At 59.1% G+C, this 15,849-nt stretch carries 14 protein-coding genes; 9 read left to right on the plus strand and 5 right to left on the minus strand.

Annotated elements, in window-relative coordinates; translation table 11 throughout:
* Window positions 1-330 precede the first annotated feature (330 nt).
* The 8 genes from QEN71_RS41785 to QEN71_RS41820 all read left to right on the plus strand — a co-directional run bounded on the left by QEN71_RS41785 (window position 331) and on the right by QEN71_RS41820 (window position 10,044).
* Complete coding sequence (locus QEN71_RS41785; RefSeq protein WP_201661954.1) at window positions 331-609, plus strand: HU family DNA-binding protein; 279 nt, start codon at window positions 331-333, stop codon at window positions 607-609.
* The gene (locus QEN71_RS41790) at window positions 606-1,790 is read left to right on the plus strand and encodes a PDDEXK nuclease domain-containing protein (protein WP_201661969.1); all 1,185 of its coding nucleotides are present in this window, start codon (window positions 606-608) and stop codon (window positions 1,788-1,790) included. The genes QEN71_RS41785 and QEN71_RS41790 overlap by 4 nt, the downstream gene beginning before the upstream one ends.
* Before the next feature lie 475 nt (window positions 1,791-2,265).
* Entirely contained in the window at window positions 2,266-3,591 is a 1,326-nt protein-coding gene (locus tag QEN71_RS41795) for an effector-associated domain EAD1-containing protein (RefSeq protein ID WP_201661972.1), read from the plus strand.
* 21 nt (window positions 3,592-3,612) lie between these two features.
* A complete protein-coding gene (locus QEN71_RS41800; RefSeq protein ID WP_201661975.1) occupies window positions 3,613-4,866 on the plus strand; it encodes a GTPase-associated system all-helical protein GASH in 1,254 nt (417 codons plus the stop codon).
* 53 nt (window positions 4,867-4,919) lie between these two features.
* Window positions 4,920-5,813: a TRAFAC clade GTPase domain-containing protein gene (locus QEN71_RS41805; RefSeq protein ID WP_201661978.1), complete on the plus strand. Its 894-nt coding sequence runs from the start codon at window positions 4,920-4,922 to the stop codon at window positions 5,811-5,813.
* A complete protein-coding gene (locus QEN71_RS41810; RefSeq protein WP_233472183.1) occupies window positions 5,806-6,654 on the plus strand; it encodes a TRAFAC clade GTPase domain-containing protein in 849 nt (282 codons plus the stop codon). The genes QEN71_RS41805 and QEN71_RS41810 overlap by 8 nt, the downstream gene beginning before the upstream one ends.
* Window positions 6,651-9,029 carry a GAP1-N1 domain-containing protein gene (locus tag QEN71_RS41815; RefSeq protein ID WP_233472184.1) on the plus strand — a complete coding sequence of 793 codons (2,379 nt, stop codon included), beginning with the start codon at window positions 6,651-6,653 and terminating at the stop codon, window positions 9,027-9,029. The genes QEN71_RS41810 and QEN71_RS41815 overlap by 4 nt, the downstream gene beginning before the upstream one ends.
* Window positions 9,030-9,252: 223 nt before the next feature.
* Window positions 9,253-10,044: a hypothetical protein gene (locus QEN71_RS41820; protein WP_201661983.1), complete on the plus strand. Its 792-nt coding sequence runs from the start codon at window positions 9,253-9,255 to the stop codon at window positions 10,042-10,044.
* A 190-nt stretch (window positions 10,045-10,234) separates the two neighbouring features.
* Here QEN71_RS41820 and tnpC read toward each other — a convergent pair whose 3' ends face one another.
* From tnpC to tnpA, 3 genes are read right to left on the minus strand one after another with little or no spacing between them, the layout of a single operon-like run.
* The gene (gene tnpC / locus QEN71_RS41825) at window positions 10,235-11,821 is read right to left on the minus strand and encodes an IS66 family transposase (protein WP_201662954.1); all 1,587 of its coding nucleotides are present in this window, start codon (window positions 11,819-11,821) and stop codon (window positions 10,235-10,237) included.
* Between the two features lie 30 nt (window positions 11,822-11,851).
* Window positions 11,852-12,196, minus strand: a complete 345-nt coding sequence (gene tnpB, locus QEN71_RS41830) for an IS66 family insertion sequence element accessory protein TnpB (protein WP_201662951.1) — start codon at window positions 12,194-12,196, stop codon at window positions 11,852-11,854.
* Window positions 12,193-12,675 carry an IS66-like element accessory protein TnpA gene (gene tnpA, locus QEN71_RS41835; RefSeq protein ID WP_233472249.1) on the minus strand — a complete coding sequence of 161 codons (483 nt, stop codon included), beginning with the start codon at window positions 12,673-12,675 and terminating at the stop codon, window positions 12,193-12,195. The genes tnpB and tnpA overlap by 4 nt, the downstream gene beginning before the upstream one ends.
* A 159-nt stretch (window positions 12,676-12,834) precedes the next feature.
* Between tnpA and QEN71_RS41840 the strand changes: the two genes are divergently transcribed.
* Entirely contained in the window at window positions 12,835-13,134 is a 300-nt protein-coding gene (locus QEN71_RS41840; protein WP_425469843.1) for an RES family NAD+ phosphorylase, read from the plus strand.
* Between the two features lie 454 nt (window positions 13,135-13,588).
* On the opposite strand, the gene QEN71_RS41845 is transcribed toward QEN71_RS41840, so the two are convergent.
* Together QEN71_RS41845 and QEN71_RS41850 are read right to left on the minus strand one after the other, a co-directional pair.
* The gene (locus tag QEN71_RS41845; RefSeq protein WP_201662393.1) at window positions 13,589-14,983 is read right to left on the minus strand and encodes a hypothetical protein; all 1,395 of its coding nucleotides are present in this window, start codon (window positions 14,981-14,983) and stop codon (window positions 13,589-13,591) included.
* A 358-nt stretch (window positions 14,984-15,341) separates the two neighbouring features.
* Window positions 15,342-15,668 carry an H-NS histone family protein gene (locus QEN71_RS41850; RefSeq protein WP_201662418.1) on the minus strand — a complete coding sequence of 109 codons (327 nt, stop codon included), beginning with the start codon at window positions 15,666-15,668 and terminating at the stop codon, window positions 15,342-15,344.
* Window positions 15,669-15,849 lie beyond the last annotated feature (181 nt).

Consider the following 15,849-nt stretch of genomic DNA (forward strand, 5'->3'; position numbering starts at 1 on the left):
CATCCGGCAGACTTTTTATTCAGCAATCTGCCCCTTAATGGGCGTTCAGGCCGCTGTCGCACATATGGTGTGTGGGCACCAAGCGGTTGCAATTCGTCGACGCGCTGGAGCGGGCCCGGACACCACAAGAGAAGGGTATGGAATTGTGGCTTTCATACCCTTCGTTTCTGAACATTTTTTTAGCTAACAGATTACGCCATTAACAGCGGCCGACCGGCTGTGACTCTGCGGCAACCGGCAGGCTTCGTTGTCGGCCGGCGCGTGTGGATTGCGCGGACCCGCGCCGATCGGGTAGGGTGACGGCATCCATCACGACTAGCGGGAGCCCCCATGAACAAGCAGGACCTCATTGACACCGTCGCCGCGCAGACGGGCGCGAGCAAAGCCGCCGCCGCCGACACGCTCGACGCGCTGATCGGCGCGATCACCACGGCGGTCACACAGGGCGAGACCGTGCAGTTGATCGGCTTCGGGTCGTTTTCGACGGGTCAACGCGCCGCGCGGACCGGCCGGAATCCCGCCACCGGTGCGGAAATCCAGATTGCCGCTGCCAAGACGGTCAAGTTCACTGTCGGCAAGGCGTTCAAGGATGTCGTCAACGCGTCATGACGAAGGTGCCGATCGGGTCCGGCGACTACGCCGGATTGCATAAGGAGGTAGTGAGCGTCGTCGAGTCGGCGCGAAGTGCGGCGGCTCGCAACGTTAACGCAGTGATGACGGCCGCCTACTGGGAGATCGGGCGGCGAATAGTAGCCAGCGAGCAGGGCGGGCAGGCGCGCGCTGGCTATGGACAGGCGCTGATCGCCCGGCTCGCGGATGACCTGACGCACCGTTTCGGACGCGGATTCGGCAAAGCCAATCTGGCGAGCATGCGGGCTTTCTACCTCGCGTGGCCCGAGAAGGAGATTTTCCAGACAGTGTCTGGAAAATCGGCGGCGACGGGAATAGTCCAGACGCTGTCTGGAAAATCGCGGGCGGCAAAAGACGAAGTCGACGCCACGGCAACGGCGCCCGAATACATGACGCTCGCCACCCGTTTTACCCTACCGTGGTCTGCCTATGTGCGACTGCTATCAGTAAAGACGTCGGCCGCGCGCACTTTCTATGAAACGGAGGCGTTGCGTGAAGGCTGGTCGGTGCGTCAGCTCGACCGCCAGGTCAGCAGCCAGCTTTACGAGCGGCTTGCGCTGTCGCGCAACAAGGCGGCTCTGCTCAAGAAAGCCGCTGCTGTCCATCCTGGTGATCTCCTCACGCCAGAGGAGGCGATTCGCGATCCGTTCGTCCTCGAGTTTCTTGATCTGAAGGACGAGTATTCGGAGTCGGACCTCGAGGCGGCGCTGATCCAGCGTCTCACGGACTTCCTACTCGAGCTCGGCGACGACTTCGCGTTTGTCGGCCGGCAGCGACGTCTTAGGATCGACGACACGTGGTTTCGCGTCGATCTGGTGTTCTTCCACCGCCGCCTGCGATGTCTAATGATCATTGACCTGAAGGTGGGCAAATTCAGCTATGCAGATGCCGGACAGATGCATCTCTATCTGAATTACGCGCGCGAGCACTGGGTCAAGCCGGGCGAAAATCCGCCGGTCGGGCTTATCCTGTGTGCCCAAAAAGGCTCGGCCGAGGCGCGGTATGCACTCGACAACCTGCCGAACAAGATTCTTGCGGCCGAGTACCAGACGGTACTCCCCGATGAAACCCTGATCGTCGCCGAGCTCGAACGGACCCGCGCCGAACTCGAACAGCGCCGGTCGTCGGCCGGTGCCGGGACGGCGTCAACGGGAGCCTGATGAGAGGGCCCTCCGCGGCAAGTTCGCCAGTCGTTTGAGGCGGATCGCAGGTTGGTGTTCAATCCGGGTGACTGGCCGTTGCCAGCTTGAGGCGCTATATAATAGGCTGGCAAGAAAATTGAGCGGGGAGGACCAGTCACCCTTCTAGTCAGACGGGGAAGGCTTTTATGGCATTGAACGCATCTAGCAAAGTACGCGCACGAAAGTGGTCGCCCTGCAAAAGCGCAGCGCACCGGTCATTCTTGAGCGCGTGGAAGCTGCCACCGCAAAGGGCACTTTCGCACGTCAAGGCCAAGGAAACGTACTACACGAATGTGCGCATGCAGCCTCGGCGGACGGTGTTGGCTGACTCGTAGCAGAGAAAGACGCTATGTTCAATAGGCGCCACCGGACGGTGGCGCTTTTTCGTTGGGCATCAGACCGGCAGCCTCGCGCACAAGAGCGTGCCTATCGATAGAATACGAAGAGACCACAGATGGCTACAATCAATCCACCTTCAGACAAAGAAACCGACGTACTGATCGTATGCGCGCTCAAGGATGAATACGACGCCGTCAAGAGCGTAGAGGCGGGACTCACCGACGACGGGTGGCTCGAGCGATCCTCCGTGGGAGGTTGGCTCGCGAGCTTCGCCTCCTTCCATGCCCCGAACGGCATAACGCTGCGTGTTTGCGTGACTTTTGGGGCGCAAATGGGCAGGGAACACAATCAGGCCCTCGCAGCCGTGTTTGCCAACGAACTACGTCCAAAGTTAATCGGTATGACTGGGATTTGCGCCGGACGGCGGGGCAAGGTGAATCTCGGTGACGTCATCTTCGCAGATCGTGTCTGGTCATACGACTCAGGCAAGGTGACCGTCGACGTCGCGGGGGCGACGACGTTCCAGGCGGACCCAATCTTCTATTCTCCCCCGGACGTCTGGGTGCAACGCCTTCGTGCGCTTACGCCTACCGGTGGTGAGTGGCAAAAAATGCGTCCGCAGCTACCACTTGAGTGGCAGGAAGAATGGGCACTAAGGGTGCTCGCCGAGCGTCGCGATCCCCGCGACGATACTGAGTTCGGGAAGTGTTGCCCTGACTGGGGGGATGTGATTATCCGTCTGGGCAAGAAGGAACTCGTGGAGTCGCCGCTGGCGTTGTCAGATTCCGGACGTGCCCTTGTTGACGAAATCCTGCTATCTAAGCCGATCCAGACCGCTGCCCCGGCGGAATACGCGCTAGCGATAGGACCAATCGCGACGGGGGCTGCGGTTCAGGAGGATCCTGGCATTTTCGACAAGCTATCCGGATCGGTGCGTAAGGTGCTTGGGCTTGACATGGAGGCTTCAGCGATTGGTGCACTCGCCAAGTCTCTTTCGGTACCCTTCATCGTGGCAAAGGGAGTTTCCGACTGCGGCGATCCACTGAAGGATGACCGCTACCGCCACTTTGCCGCGAGAGCCTCAGCCGAATGCTTCCTCGATTTTGTGAAGGGCGCCGGCGATCTGCTGGCCGCGCCTTCGAACCTGGCGCGAGACACATCGCCAATACCGCCGTCTGGGGAGGCGCCAGCGTCGATTGAAATCGTTCGCGAACTGGCAAGTTTTTATCCGGATCGCGAGTCTGCGCGGGCGTTATGGGAGCGCGCAGGAGGTGCTGCGTACGAAGTGGAGAATCTCGCAAATCCTCGCGACATGTGGCAGCGTCTGTGGCTAAACGCGTGCCGCGGTGCGCGCGTATCAGCGGCAGCTTTGCTCGACACTACGCTCGAAGACTTCCCTAACAACCGGGTTTTCAAAGCGGCGCGAGCGACCCAAATATAATCATCACAAGGACACGGTCCGATGCAATCTCTATTTGACGACTTCGTCGCTGCTGGGTTGATCACCAAGCTTGACGGTGACGACACTCGCCTGGTAAAAATCGTTGCGGCTGTAAACGACCTCGCAGTCGCGTTAAAAAACGACAGGCAAGCGCTGCTACGCGCGGCACTCGCTGCGATCAATCCGGATGTGAGAGACAACGATCCTGCAATCGTCTCTGCGCACAAAATTCTTGTCGAGAAGTGGCCTACGATGCGCTCGGTGCACACCAGTATGCCTCTAGCATTGCTGAGGGCGATGCTACTCGACGCATGCAACTTCGCAGCAGAAGACGCTCGAGGCGCCGCGATCGTTTGGAATACGCTTGTCGATCAGTTGCCGTTTGCGCGGCTTGGCGTGGAAGCTCCGATCGTCGAGAAAATGCTTCACGGGATTGCCCAGCGTGCGGAAGGGGAATCGCAGATTGCGCGGGGCGCATCAGCCAAGAAGACTGCGGTGCCTCAACCTCCAGAGATACCGGCGATCGAGGTGGAAGTGCCTGAATGGGATCTGGGAGCCGATGTTGGCGCTGCGCTTCACCAGTTCAACAGTCCACATAATCAGCCAACGTCACGTGTTGATCCCACTAAACTCGCTGGCGTCATGGAGAAAGTTGCGCAAGAGTTGTCAACGGCAGTGGACGCTTCGCTGAAGCGCACTACTGACGCCCTGACGGCCACGGCCAAGTATGCGTCCGACGTGAGCGCGCACCTAAGCAAAACAACGCGTGTCGAGTTTGAAAGACAGACCGCCCGAGATCTGGTACGGCTGGACTGCCTGTGGTGGTATGAGGCTATGTATTCGCCTAAATGCCAAAAAGGGTACCGCGAGATGCCCTTGCATGCTGCCGCCGTCGTGATGGTTATTGATCTACTCGAGATTATCGTTGCGCCAGCGCCCGCTGCAACTGCCTATCTTTTAGCTGAAGCCGTCAACCGTCTTGACGCCGCCGGATTCGATCGCAGTTATGCATTGAAGGATCTTCTGGCGGCAATTCGAGAAGCATGGGCCGGAGCTCCGCTGCGCCTTAGTGACTACATGAGCGATGCACCATCGGCAGGAGAACTAAGCATACGCGACGTCTTCGTGGCTGCTATCAACGATCGCGATTGTGACGTTGAGTCGATACTGTCACGGGCGGGCGTCTCTGCCGATTGGTCGGGGTCGTTGCCGGCGTTCGCAAGAGCCCTGTACCGGCAAGAACAGGCCGAACGGCTCGCGAGGGACGCGGGATGACAAGGCGATGCGGCAATCAAGACTGCTTTGTGCACGAAGGGGAGTCCTGTCCGTTGGGCGAGTCACCAGCCGAAGGATGTGCGGACTGGCTGGACGGCAACGAGACTGCCGGCGAAGTGCCGCAGCCCGAAGCTGAAGTTGCTGTGAGCGTGCCATGGTCAGGCGCGGCGCTCGGAACGAGTGATTTGTTCAATCTTTTCTCATACCGGCGCCCCGTCATGATCGCCGTGGTTGGCGCGCATGATACGGGAAAGACGACCATTCTCGTCGGTTGCTACCTCGCCATGATGAAAGGCGCCACACTGGGCGGCGCATCGTTCAGTGGCTCGAAAACGCTTGAGGCTTGGGAGTCTCTCGCCGCATGGGTGCGACTTGAAAAAGGTAGTCCGTCGTTTCCACCGCACACACCACGCGGAACTGGCCGCGTTCCCGGCTTGCTTCACGTCGCATTGCGCAACAGCTCTCATGCACAACGGGACGTTATCTTCACAGATGCTCCGGGCGAATGGTTCAGTAGCTGGGCGGTCAATGAGGAAGCGGAGGACGCCAGTGGGGCTCGGTGGATTGCAACAAATGCGGACGCGCTCGTGATCGTCGCTGACAGCAAACGCCTAGCCGGCCCAGAACGCGGAAGTGCACGCAAAGAGCTTCGGCAGCTCGTGGAACGGCTAGGGCGACATGTGGGCGCCCGGCCCGTCGTCTTTGTTTGGGCAAAATCGGATGAGCGACCGGCAGAGGCCATCAAAGAGTCGATACGGGCCGCATTGCGAGAGCATTTACCTCACGCTCAAGAAACGGAATGCACGACGAATGTTCCCGCCACGCTCAGTGAAGCTGTGGGATCGGCGGTAGAACAGGCATGGGACGCGGCACCATTCGGTCGTTCCTTGGTCATTCCACGCGGCACGGCGTTGCCGTTCAACGCCTATCGGGGGCATCATGAATAGTCCCGCACTCGTTGTACTCGGCGGACCGAATAGTGGGAAGACACACCTTGCTGGCCAGATCTATGGACGCGTTCAGCGACGTCCTGGACACTTTCGCTTGCGGAAGTCGGATGGTACGCCAGCGGATCTCTCGGCGCTGGAGGAAGTCCTTGCAGCGTTGGAAAATGGACATGCGGCCGGGCATACACCATCGAATACGTGGGCTGAAGTCAAGCTGCCGTTGATCAGTGCCTCCGGTGAACCGGTTGATATTCACTGGCCGGATTACGGTGGAGAGCAACTTGATGACGTCTTCCAGAAGCGCTCCGTGCCGGAGTCTTGGAGATCTCGTCTCTGCCAGGCTGACGGTTGGATTGTCCTCATTCGTCTCAAAACCGAAACCGTATACGGAGACGCCCTTGACCGGCTCGTAGAGCGCGCACATACACAGGCTAAGCCAGAGCCGAGGGCTGAGAAATGGGACTCCAATGCGAAATGGGTCGAGCTTTTGCAGATACTGCTGCATGCGACCGGGCGGGGGACGGCGAATCGGCTTTCGCGTCCGCGATTGCTGGTCCTGCTATCCTGCTACGACGAACTTGGCGAGGAGAGCGGGCCACCGATGGCAATGCTGGAACGGCACCTGCCGTTACTCGCGTCCTTTCTCCAGAACACATGGTCGTCGTCCGATCTGAGTGTTTGGGGCTTGTCCGCGCTTGGCCGATTGCTTACGCAAAACAGCGCCGACGACGATTTCATTGATTTGGGTCCTGAATATCAAGGTTGGGTGATCCATCCGGACGGCGGGGGGCGCGACTCCGATCTGACTACGCCTCTGGACTGGCTGAGTGAGGCACAATGACAGGGCCACTTCGTGCGCGTTACGGCGCGACGGACAACAAGCATACCCTCTGCGATTTCGACGGGGACGGCGAGCCGCCACGGGCTCTACTCGGCCTGACAGACAAGCCGCCAGGTTCATACCGGCCGGGCGACGTGTGGTGGCCCTCGATCGGCTTTGGTCCCGTCGGTGGGTGGTGGACTCTCTGGTGTACTCGCCCCGATAAAGAAGCGACTCGGGCTGGCATGGTAACCAGTCAAGCGCTGTTATGGCCGATAGGTGAGATCAGCGGGGTGGAAGACCTAACACCGTTTATCTGCGAGGTAACGGGCGAGGCTCTTACACTGCCGGCAATGTCGATTACGGAAGCTGCGGCGCAGGCCATTCTCGCCGGACGCGATCGCGCGCCTGTTCTCGTCGGGTTGCAGCATTGGTCTGGCTTGATCGCGGTGCTGTGGAGGCGACTCCCAGGCGCGGACAGAAGCGCGTTTTCGGGCCGCGTGATGCTCAATCCGCCCCAACATAAAGGTGACGATAAATGCACGATTCTATGTACTCCTGATGATCGGGCGGCACAATGGCCCAGCGTCAGACGGGTTCACGACTTACAGCCGGAGGAAACTTCACGCGCAGCAAAATGGATGGCGGGCGGCGACGACAGCGGTCTCGAGCAGATCACACGGGCATTGTCGAGCACGTTGACGCTTGGAAGACTCGGTACGATCGCTCGAGCCGCCGCGCGACTTGATTCTCTACGCGACAAGGCATCGCCGGGTGACGCGATCTTGCTGATCCGATCCCTCATCCTGGTGGCGCCCGACAGGGAAATACTGGTAGGACTGAAAACGGAAGCTCTCGCAGTCATTGCCGCCGGAATTGAGGGCGTCGACGCCAACGTGCTCAGATCGATGGCGAACATCGACGACGGAGCGTTGCCCGATCTTAGCGCCGTCAAGGCGGGCATTAGTCGCTGGATTGAACGAAACGCCCCGGAAACGGAGCCTGCCGACTTCGCCTCAATCATTCAGGCACTCGCACCAAGTCGGTCTCGCGACTGGTGGAGGCTAGCTGTCGAATCGACGCTCGCAGAACATCTATACTCCGTGCGGTGGAGCTCGGCACTTTTTCGCTGGCTGTCGTGTTCCAGGTGCAGGTCCGTGCTGAAGTCCATCTGGCGGTTCGACCAGCTTGAAATGAGCATGATTGCAGCAGCGGAAAGTTATGGCGCGGCGGGGGCGCAGGAGGCGTCGGGCATACTTGAGGCGTGCGCGGAATTTGGATGGTCAACGCTGCACGCACAAATGTGCAAACGCACCATGTCAACGCACGACGCGCTGGAACGGCAACTCGCGTTTCCGGGTAGCACGTTGCCTGGAATCGAATGGCTCGTCAGGCACACGGATGGCGAGCAACTCGTGGCAGCAACAGTTGAGCTTGGTAACGATGTACTCACGAGGCTCGTCGCGGCCCGAACGGCTAGGGAGCCGCGACTATTGTCAAAAATGGTTGTCGAGCCAAGATGGCTATTGCTGTGGACGCAACACATCATTCACGGCGGTTCCCCTTGGCCTGTTTCAATTGACAGAGCCGCTATGTGCAACCTGCTTCTTCAGGGAATCGACGACGTCGATCTCTCGATGCTCCTAATCCGGGCGATCTCGAGCGATTTCGCTGTGCGGGTCCTTGAATGGCCCGAGAGAGGCAAGCTCTGGTCACGTCTACCTCAAGACTTCGTCGAGCAGGTCGCGATCGTTGCGCTCGAGAGGCTGAACTCCGGTACCGGCTTTCCATATCCGGAGGAGCCGCTCGCTAGTCGCATCATCGCAGTAGCACGGCGTAGTCGCCCTACTCCGGCAGGGCTTAAGGCTTTGTTGCAATGGCCAGATGCGATATCGGAGCGTGATCTGTTGACGTGGATTGCCGCGATGCCGTTGGATCACGTCGGCGTGGAACTAGGAAAGCATGGCAAAGAAAAAGGGTGGCGCCGAGTCGCCGAAGCGCTGTACCGTGGGTCAACATATGATTCAGCGGCCTTCGCGGGCGCATGGGAGTGTCGGACGCTGCTTTCAAGCTGGCAGCAATTCGTCCTTTCGTATCGGGGAAATCGATCCGCAGGAGCGGGCCAAGATGGCATCCGCGCGATAGAGGACCGGATTGTAGCTATTGGTGCCAGCTATGCTGACGAGCGTCTGAGAGATATCTGGATCAGGGCAGGCGGGGATGTTTCTCGGCTTTCGCTAAGCGTGTACCCGCGGGATCGTTGGCGTGACGCTGCACGTGCCGCTAGCAGCGGCGCGCTGCGAGGCGGTCTATTAGCTCTAGCCCTGCAGCTTCTCGACGAATTCCCGAGTAATGATGAACTCAGGGACATTTGCTCGATCCTCTCAAACTCGTGATCGAAGAGACCGAGCCGTTTTTGGCCGCCTAGTCGTAAAGCGAAGCAATGGAAGGTCTGTCGGGCACCGAGCAAGGCCGCGCAGGTTGATAAAGCGATGATCGCGGCAATCATCGAAACGCACAGGCGATCCATGGCCGACAACGGGATGAACGTTGCGAGTGCGCGTCTCACTCACAGTCGATGACCAGTGAGTTCAGCCTAGAAAAGTTGGGAATACTTCAATGTCTATACACGTTTCGTTTGGGGTTTTTCGATGGGCTTTGGGTATTTTGAAGAAGACTTCCTCTTGGCTCCTTGACAAGCTCACACGTTGGTTCATTTTGCCGACGTATCGCCGTTCTCACCTGACGTGGATGAAGCGTACCCAGCTCGGGGCAAGTTGGTGTGAGCTTTGGGATGGCGTCGAATATGACATCAGTTTTCCGCATTTTGGTTATCCCGAGCCGAGAGCGTGTCGGGTTGCGTTCCGTTCACTGACGAAAGAAGTTTCTCGGCTCGAGCTGATCCTTGAGGTTCGCGGCGCCGGCCTTCGACACCAGGAGTCTATCCGAGTGTGCAACTTGAATGCGCACGCGATTATCGTGACGTTGCCGGGAATCCCGGAGCTTGAACTTAAACTCTCAGAAAAGAACTTACGATTTTCGATTGAAGAGTATGAGTTCTTAGCCGGTAAAGTTGTCTTTCCAGACGGGGCCGAACGGGCACACGCCAGTTCACTGAGAGGATCACTTGTCCAAAACTTCGCTTTCAACGATGTGTGGGATTACCGCTGGGGGCATTGGTGGAACTGCAATAGCATCAAGTATGCAACGCAGCAGATCCAAGAATATTGGCGGTTTCGATATGGGTTCAGAACATTGCTCTCCAGCATTTTGGGGGGAACGTTAGGAGCTTCTTGGATGTCTTCATTCCAGTTCTGGGCCGCCGTGGCCTCGCAGCTCTTCGTACTTTCGAATGACGGCGAGTTGCGATGGCGGTGGGGCCGCGGTGACGAAATCGTCGTGAACTGTTGAAGTTTTTAGATGCTGTTGTTGTAGAAGTTTTTGGAAGATCGCGCGCGATACGAGTATCGCCTCCATGAAAAAGCTCGATGATCCGCGTCTCCGCTCGGATCCGTGGTAAGCGTCGCGTGGGAGCCGTTGAGAATTCTCTGGACAAGCGTCGAAGGACGCGGCAGGCGTATCGCGCTGCTGCCAGCAGGGATCAAAGCGAGGCAGGTGTAGATAGGGGGAGATGCTTCGCGACGTTCCAGGGCAACAATTCGTCGATGCGGTTGGCCTGGTGATCGGCGATGTGCGTAAGCACGTATTCCAGATAGGAGCGTGGGTTGATGCCATTCAACTTGCACGAGCCGATCAGGCCATACATGGCGGCGGCTCGCTCACCACCGCTGTCGGAGCCCGCGAACATAAAATTGCGCCGACCAAGGGCCACACAGCGCAAGGCATTTTCGGCAAGCACGTTGCTGATTTCGACACGGCCGTCGTCACAGAACAGTGTGAGGCCATCCCATCGGTTCAGAGAGTAGTTGATCGCTTCGACCAGTGGTGCCTTTGGCCAGAGAGTGGCGAGTTTCTCCTTCATCGACTTCTCGAGAGCCACGAGCAACGGGCTGGTCTTTTCTCGCCTGACGCGTCGCCGCTCATCAGGTGGTCTGCCGCGGATAGCAGCCTCGATTTCGTAGAGATCGCCAATCATGTCGAGCCATTGCTTCGTGGTTTCCGACGGCGCTGTCTCATGGACGTCGAAGAGATATCGACGCGCGTGATCCCAGCAAGAAGCCAGGCGAACTTTGCCGCTTTCGGTCAGTTCGTTGAAGCCGGCATAGCCGTCCCCTTGAAGGACGCCTTCGAATCCGGCGAGATGGGTCTGGGGGTGGATGCCTTTTCGGTCCGGCGAATACGCGAACCAGACAGCAGCGGGTTCGCTCGAACCTGAGCGGCGATCATCGCGCACGTAGACCCACAACCGACCGGTCCTGGTCTTCTTGTTCCCGGGTGCGAGCACCGGGATCGGCGTGTCGTCCGCGTGGAGCTTCGCACTCGCCATTGTGTAGCGACGCAGCGCTTCAGTCAGCAGTCGGCAGAGTTCTTCGCATTGCCCGACCCAGCGTGCCATGGTGGCCCGATCGAGACGTACGCCGTCGCGCGCCGCGATCTCGGATTGCCGATACAGCGGCGTGTGGTTCGCATACTTCGCAACGATGATCTCAGCCAGCAAGCTCGGATGCGCGATGCTGCGCTCGATCGGCAGCCCCGGCATGGGTAGTTGCACGATATGTCCACAACCGGTGCAGATCCGCTTGCGACGGATCGTGCGGATGACCTTGAACATCGCCGTGACGCGTGCGAGCTGCTCGGACACGTCCTCGCCGAGCAGTTCCATGGCGTTGTCGCACTTCGGGCAGATCGAGGCGGGCTCGAGCACGCGCTCCTCGCGCGGCAGGTGGGGCGGCAAGGCTTCCTGCGGGGATGGCGCAGACACGCCTGAACTTGATGCACGAGCGCGCGCACGGCGGACATCGGCGACGCCGCTGCCCGCTGCCAGATCCTCGAGTTGGGTTTCGAGCCGATCGATCTGCCGCTCAAGTTGCTCGGATTTGCGACCGAAGTGCATACGCCTGAGCTTGTCGATCTGGGCCGTCAGGCGCTCGATCTCCTGGTCCCGTTCGACAATCTCCCGGTCGCGGTCGGCAATCTCCTGCAGCATCTTTGCCATCGACGCCTGCTGCTCGAGCACCAGGGCCTGGAGCTCGGCAACGGTGTCCGGAAGTGGCGCATGATCGGGCATGCGCTGCAGTTTACGAGCCTTCGATGCGGTTTACAACATCGACAATGCGGCCGTACGACGGGGTTGTCGCCAATCGATGCCTTCCAGCAACATCGACAGCTGCGCCGACGTGAGATAGATCTTGCCACCATCAGCCTGGGGCCAGACAAAACGCCCACGGGTAATCCGCTTCGCCAGAAGCCATAGTCCGTCATCGGTTGCCCAGAGAATTTTTACCAGATCGCCGCGACGTCCCCGAAAAATGAACACGTCGCCGCCGAGCGGATTCTCTTCGAGTGCCGCTTGCACCTTCGCGGCAAGAGCCGGGAAACCACTACGCATGTCGGTGACGCCTGCGGCGATCCAGATGCGAGTGCCTGCCGGCAGGCCGATCATCGGGATAGCTCCCGGATCAGCAGCCGCAGCATATCCGGTGACACGTTGCCGCGAACCCTCAAGCGTGCACGGTCGAACTCGATCTCGCAAAGATCCTCTGGCGACCGTGCTATATCGACTGCCATCGGTGGCTTATGTTCTGCCGCCTCAGCGACGACATCCACAGGCAACAGCGACGGCACCTCCGATGCGCGCTTCGGCGTTACGCCCTCCGGAAGCGTTGGCAAACCGTACTCTCCTTCCAGATAATGCCGTCGCCATTTGAACAACAGGTTCGCATTGATGTCGTTGCTGCGCGCGATCAATGCCACCGACGCGCCCGGCTCAAAAGATTGTTCAACCAGTTGCCGTTTGAACTCGGTCGGAAAGTTCGGCCGCTTATGTGCGCCGTCTGCGGCGCCAACGCCCCACGTCTTGTCCACTTTGGTATCCACCATTAAATTGGTGGATACCAAACTACCCAAAACCTCAATCAGCACGCCAGAACGGCCACTGCGAGACGCTTACGATCCGTGATCGGAGATATCGGAAGTTCCTATCGCGGCAGCTGTTGGTGTTCGCAATTTATGGGAGTGGATAAAATCTGGGGAGGCGCGTCTGGTCTAAACTGCAACAGTTAACGTACTAGGGAGACGGCCGTGGAGTTGCGGTGGAAGCATTGGTTCCCGACCATATTCGCGTCGAACGCCATTCGGCCGAATCGTTGCCCGGGGGGATGGGATGCGCCAGCACTGCAGGCGGCAAGGGAGTTCGGCGACGCCTGGCTGACCGAGTCGCGTACCGCGCTCCTGATCGTACCTTCCGTCGTCGTCCGTGCAGAGTTCAACGTTCTGGTCAATCCCGCACACCCCGACGCGACGCGGATTGCCGCGACCGAGCCGCAACCCGTGGCGTGGGACGAACGCCTCTTTGTGGTGCCGTCGGTCGGACACTCCTAGGTTCTGATGGTGGTCGGCTAGCCTCGCCTCGACGCTTTGCTCCTCGAGGGAAATGACAGGACGTGGCTTCTAGTTGAGTTCGCACTCGCCGCTCGCAATGGCCAGGACAGCGCCATCTCATATATTCTCCGTGTCTGGTTGCCAAAGCCGACTCGGCTGTCAGTTGTTATCATTCGCTCCGATAATTTGACATAACTTAAGTCGTCGATGATTTGACATAAAATCCGTCGGCGGAAGCGGACAGGCAGGACCGACAGATATCAGGCAGACGTCGGACCGCTTGTGCCCGATGAACGCGGATGACTCTACTATCCCGCCCGCCAGAGGCGGCGTTCCGGGCGTCCGCCTGAGTCACGGTGACAACCGTTTCCCGTCTCGTTGAGGCCAAATGCAATTCGGCGCAATCCAGGCGACATGGCGGCGGCGGCGTTGGTCGATCGACGCCGCCAGCGACTTACAACAGGACAGCCTGCTGTAGAAGTTCCAGGGCTTTCATTTCGTCCAGTCGGCCCGTGCGTGCCTTACCTGCCAGCGTCTTGATCAATGCCTCTGCTATCGGTGCGATACCGTGGAGATTGTCCAGGCTGGTTACGGTAGCGAAGGAGAGTGGGGCCGGGTTTTGCTGCGGAGTTGCGGAGACGGGCAACGACTCGGGCATCGACTCAGCGGGCGCAGATGTGGCTACCGGTGCCTCCCCATTACTTTCTTCAGTTGAGCGGCCGTCAAGGTCGTCGGAGAAATCATTCACATGATCTTGCGGGCTGACGACGATCGTCTCGTGCTCTCCTGCGGCATCCGCCGAAACAGAGGAGGGGCTTTCCGAAGCGCGCAGGTCGCCCGCACGGGAGCGCTCCGTGTGCGCCTTCGCTTTGGTGAGCTTCTTCCCTGGCGCGCCATCGTCTGTTGCGGTCGCAAGCGGCTCGTGTCGTTGAGCGGATGCGCGACCGCGCGAAGCAGGCGTCAGCAGACGTGACACCGACTCTGGAATCTCGGCTTCGGAGCGCGGCGTGTCCAGCCAGCCAGTTGGCAAACCAAGCCGCTCCGTGAACCGGTGTGCTTCGACACTGTCCATGCGCTTCTTGCCATTTAGCCGATCGGCGATGTTGAAGCCACTCATCTCCATGACCACGCCGAGTCTGACTTTTGACCCGTTGCGACTGGTGAGAAGGCGAAGGTTAGCGCGCCGGATGTTCTCCGCATCGGCGCTGTCGCTCAATGCCAGCGGTTGCTGTTGGGCCGTTTTGGGAGACGTCTTGCTTTTCGCGGACGAAGCTTCGAGCGGCGCGCGAGGTTTAGGCCGTGCAGGCATTTCACTTCGACGATTCCTGACGGCTCCCGGCGAGCCGCCCGCTACTTTCTTTGGCATTTGCGCTTCCTCGGACAAACTAACAACAGCAACTCGTTGCTGGTCGACGGTACTGACGGGAGCCGGCTCAGGTGCTTCGGACTCTGCGTCGAATCCTTCATCGCTCTGAACGAAGTCGAGCGGCGACTTCAGACGGGCGATGGTCTCGTCCGCGAGCGCAGGATTGGGCTGGTCAAAAAATCCATGCGGTAACCCAAGTGTGGTTTCCATGTGAAACGCGGTCTCGGGCGTGAACCGCTCGCCTTTCATCAGTTCTGCCACACGCGTCATGTTCGATTCGAGTGCGATGGCGATATTCTCTGCGCCTACCGCGTTGACCAGAAACTGAAACGATCGTGTCTTGAAAATGGAGGCCGTGTCCGTGGAGTCTCGAGGCGGCGTCTTCACATACGGTTGTCCCCGCCGGTCGGGCGCGGATTTTTTTCCGTAGTGGGGTTGGCCGCTCTGGCGAGCTCCCGCATATCGCTGGCGGGCTTGACTCATAAACTAGCGTTCCGTGCGACGTTGAAAATCGGAGGGTTCAATTATAGGCGAGGCCATGTTTCATTCGATACGCCGGTAGCGACGCTGGCCATTCTACGCTGCGGCCTGAATTCTCTCATTCGCGGCCATAGCAGATGCACCAGGCAAACGTCATTTTCAGGCGGCCAGCCGGTAAAGGTGAGGATTTCCAGAAGTCGTCCGTTCTGGCCGAAAGAACCGGAGAAGTGAGGATGCTAGCGACGCGATGTGCCGGACGGCCTGTCCGTTCCCACGTTTTCTCACTGACTGGCAGGGAATAAGGCCCGCTCCATCGAACACAACATCGCAAGCGGCGTTCGTCCGGTACGAAGGGAATTCGTCAGTCGGAGTGCTGTCGCGCGAGTGGACTCCCTGCGAAAGGGTCGTCGCGCCAGTCGGTTGTCTTTTGCCACGCATCAGGCATCGGTGACGCTGACGCCGTCTCAAAGTGATCGAGTCTCTGTCCCGCGCTAATCGCCTGCTTTAGCCACTGGGGCATTTCCCCGTCGCCTGTCCATGTATCCCCAGTCGCATTTCGATATCGGGCTCGCTCCTGTATTTCCTGATCACCGGCTATTGCCGAAGCCAGGTCGTCCGGCTCAATGCCATATTCTTCCATCCGGTGACGGAGATAAGCAATCATGCTGTCCCGCTTACGTTCATCCATATCGGTTCCGTCGGTGAGTCCCGTCCAACTGTCCTTCCAGATGATCTGCGGACGGCGGTTCTGCATCGGATTTTAATCTGCTCAATCGTACCGGATCGCAGAAGGGTGCCGGTTTCCAGCAGAAGGTTAAAGCAGTACGTATTTCGTCAGCCGCGTATCAGCAGTCGTGTTCCGGCGCCGG

Origin of the sequence: Paraburkholderia sabiae (assembly GCF_030412785.1) — a bacterium.
GTDB classification, from domain to species: Bacteria; Pseudomonadota; Gammaproteobacteria; order Burkholderiales; family Burkholderiaceae; genus Paraburkholderia; species Paraburkholderia sabiae.

Bases quoted from the DNA above. Each gene is read 5' to 3' on its own strand.
- QEN71_RS41785 (WP_201661954.1), top strand. From the start codon at position 331: ATGAACAAGCAGGACCTCATTGACACCGTCGCCGCGCAGACGGGCGCG.
- QEN71_RS41790 (WP_201661969.1), top strand. From the start codon at position 606: ATGACGAAGGTGCCGATCGGGTCCGGCGACTACGCCGGATTGCATAAG.
- QEN71_RS41795 (WP_201661972.1), top strand. From the start codon at position 2,266: ATGGCTACAATCAATCCACCTTCAGACAAAGAAACCGACGTACTGATC.
- QEN71_RS41800 (WP_201661975.1), top strand. From the start codon at position 3,613: ATGCAATCTCTATTTGACGACTTCGTCGCTGCTGGGTTGATCACCAAG.
- QEN71_RS41810 (WP_233472183.1), top strand. From the start codon at position 5,806: ATGAATAGTCCCGCACTCGTTGTACTCGGCGGACCGAATAGTGGGAAG.
- QEN71_RS41815 (WP_233472184.1), top strand. From the start codon at position 6,651: ATGACAGGGCCACTTCGTGCGCGTTACGGCGCGACGGACAACAAGCAT.
- QEN71_RS41820 (WP_201661983.1), top strand. From the start codon at position 9,253: ATGTCTATACACGTTTCGTTTGGGGTTTTTCGATGGGCTTTGGGTATT.
- tnpC (WP_201662954.1), bottom strand. From the start codon at position 11,821: ATGCCCGATCATGCGCCACTTCCGGACACCGTTGCCGAGCTCCAGGCC.
- tnpB (WP_201662951.1), bottom strand. From the start codon at position 12,196: ATGATCGGCCTGCCGGCAGGCACTCGCATCTGGATCGCCGCAGGCGTC.
- QEN71_RS41845 (WP_201662393.1), bottom strand. From the start codon at position 14,983: ATGAGTCAAGCCCGCCAGCGATATGCGGGAGCTCGCCAGAGCGGCCAA.
- QEN71_RS41850 (WP_201662418.1), bottom strand. From the start codon at position 15,668: ATGGATGAACGTAAGCGGGACAGCATGATTGCTTATCTCCGTCACCGG.